The organism is Nocardia sp. NPDC004718, from assembly GCF_053601535.1.
Genome location: NZ_JBSGCA010000139.1, coordinates 1 through 2591, shown reverse-complemented (window position 1 = coordinate 2591; position 2591 = coordinate 1). Strand labels below are relative to the sequence as shown.

The following is a 2591-nucleotide window of genomic DNA, read 5'->3' as shown; positions in this document are numbered from 1 at the left end:
ACGATTTCGACGACGCGTTCGAAGGGGATGTCGGCGTTGGCGAAGGCGGCGAGGTCGGTTTCGCGGGCTTGGTCGATGAGTTCGGTGAAGCTGGTGGCGGCCTCGACGTGGGTGCGCAGGGTGAGGGTGTTGACGAACATGCCGACCAGCTCGTCGAGGGCGCGTTGGCCGCGTCCGGCGATGGGGGTGCCGATCGCGACGTCGGGGTCGCCGGTGAGGCGGGCCAGCAGGACCGCGAGGGCGGCGTGCACGACCATGAACAGGGTGCAGTTGTGGGCGCGGGCGAGGTCGGTGAGGGCTTGGTGGATGTCGGGGGAGACCGCGAAGCCGGTGTTGGCGCCGCGCATGCTGGGTGTGGCGGGGCGGGGGCGGTCGGTGGGGAGTTCGGCTTGCCCGGTGAGGCCGGCGAGCTGGTGGCGCCAGTAGGCGAGTTGGCGTGCGGCGACGGAGGTTTCGTCGTCGTCGGTGCCGATGACGTGGCGTTGCCAGATGGCGTAGTCGGCGTATTGCACTTCCAGGGGCGCCCAGCGGGGGGAGTTGCCGCCGATGCGGGCGAGGTAGGCGGTGACCAGGTCGCGGGCCAGCGGGGCCATGGAGGCGCCGTCGGCGGCGATGTGGTGGGCCACGAACGCCAGCAGGTGTTCATCGGGGCTGGTTTCCAGCAGCAGGGCGCGGACGGGGACTTCGGTGGTGACGTCGAAGCCGGTGAGCATCAGTTCGGTCACCTGGGTGGTGGGGTCGTCGGTGACCACGACTTCCAGGCCGGTGGGGAGGGCTTGGTCGACGGTGAGGATCTGCTGGAACGGTAGTCCGCCGGGTCCGCCGGCGGGGTAGCGGGTGCGCAGGGATTCGTGGCGTTCGAGGACGTCGGCCAGTGCGTAGCGCAGGGCGGAGACGTCCAGGGCGCCGTGCAGGCGGATGGCCAGGGGGATGTTGTAGGCGGCGGAGGCGGGGTCGAACTGGTTGAGCACCCACATCCGTTGCTGGGCCAGCGACAGCGGGATCGGTTCGGTGCGTTCGGTGCGTTCGAGCACGGTGCGGGCGCCGCCGCCGGCGCCGGGCACCACCCGCGCGGCGAGGGCGGCCACGGTGGGGGCTTCGAACAGTTCGCGTACCGCGACATCGGCGTCGAGGGCTTCGTTGATGCGTGCGACCACGCGGGTGGCCAGCAGCGAGTTGCCGCCCAGGGCGAAGAAGTCGTCGTCCAACCCGACCTCGCCGGCGCCCAGCAGCCCGGCGTACACCTCGGCCACCGCCTGCTCCACCGGCGAACTCGGCGCGCGGAACGCCACCGCCGACACCACCTGCGGTGCGGGCAGCGCCCGGCGGTCCAGTTTCCCGTTCGCCGTCAACGGCAGCACCTCGAGCACGACCACCGCATCCGGCACCATATAGCCGGTCAAGAACTCCGAGACCTGGGTACGCAGCACCGACGCATCCAAGCTCGCCCCGGCGTCGGGCACGACGTAGCCGATCAAACGCTCACCGGCATGCTCGTCGGCGCGGACCAGCACCACCGCCTGACTCACGCCCGGGCAGCGCAGCAGCGCCGCCTCGATCTCGCCGAGTTCGATACGGAACCCACGCAACTGCACCTGCTGATCACCGCGACCGGCGTACTCCAGGGTTGCTCGACCACCGAATCCGACCCACCGGCCGATGTCACCGCTGCGGTACATCCGCGAGCCCGGCGCACCGAACGGGTTGGCCACGAACCGCGTCGCGGCCAGACCGGGACGGCCGAGATACCCGCGGGACAGCTGCGCACCCGCGACGTAGATCTCTCCGGCCACCCCGACCGGCGACGGGTGCAACCGGTCGTCGAGCACGTACGCGTCCAGACCGGGCAGCGCCCGCCCGATCACGCTGGCCGGGTTGTCGACCATCTGCTCGTCCACCGACAGGAACGACACGTGCACCGTGGTCTCGGTGATGCCGTACATGTTCACCAGCCACGGCGCGTCCACCGGATGGCGCTCGTACCAGCGCCGCAGCTGGCGCAGATCCAGTGCCTCACCGCCGAACACGATGTAGCGCAGCGCGAACTTGCCTTGGTCGTGGTGTGCTGCCCGGTCGGCCTCGGCGAGCTGGTAGAACGCCGACGGGGTCTGGTTGAGCACGGTGACCTGTTCGCGGATCAGCAGTTCGCGGAACTGCTCCGGCGAGCGGGAGGTCACATAGTCGACCACGACCACGCTGCCGCCGTTGGCCAGCGCGCACCACAGTTCCCACACCGAGAAGTCGAACGCGAAGGAATGGAACAGCGTCCATACATCGGTCTCGTCGAACTCGAACAGCAATTGGGTGTTGGCGAACAACTCCACCACGTTGCGGTGCGCCACACCCACACCCTTGGGCACCCCGGTCGAACCGGAGGTGTAGATGACATAGGCCAGGTTGTCCGGGCGCAGGGGCCTCACCCGCTCACGGTTGCGGACGCGCGCATCGTCGTAGCCGGTGGTCTCCTCCAACAGGAGCACCGGAATATTGCCCGCGGGCAGTGAGTCCAGCTCGGCGGCGGTGGTCAGCACACACACCGGCGCGGCGTCTTCGAGCATGAACTCCAACCGCTGCACCGGATAACCGGTATC

General features: G+C 69.4%; 1 protein-coding gene. It reads right to left on the bottom strand.

Annotation, left to right across the window (positions count from 1 at the left end; genetic code table 11):
- Positions 1–2591 (bottom strand): amino acid adenylation domain-containing protein (locus tag ACWEH3_RS35945; RefSeq protein WP_452358508.1); only part of this gene is annotated, 2591 nt, incomplete at both ends.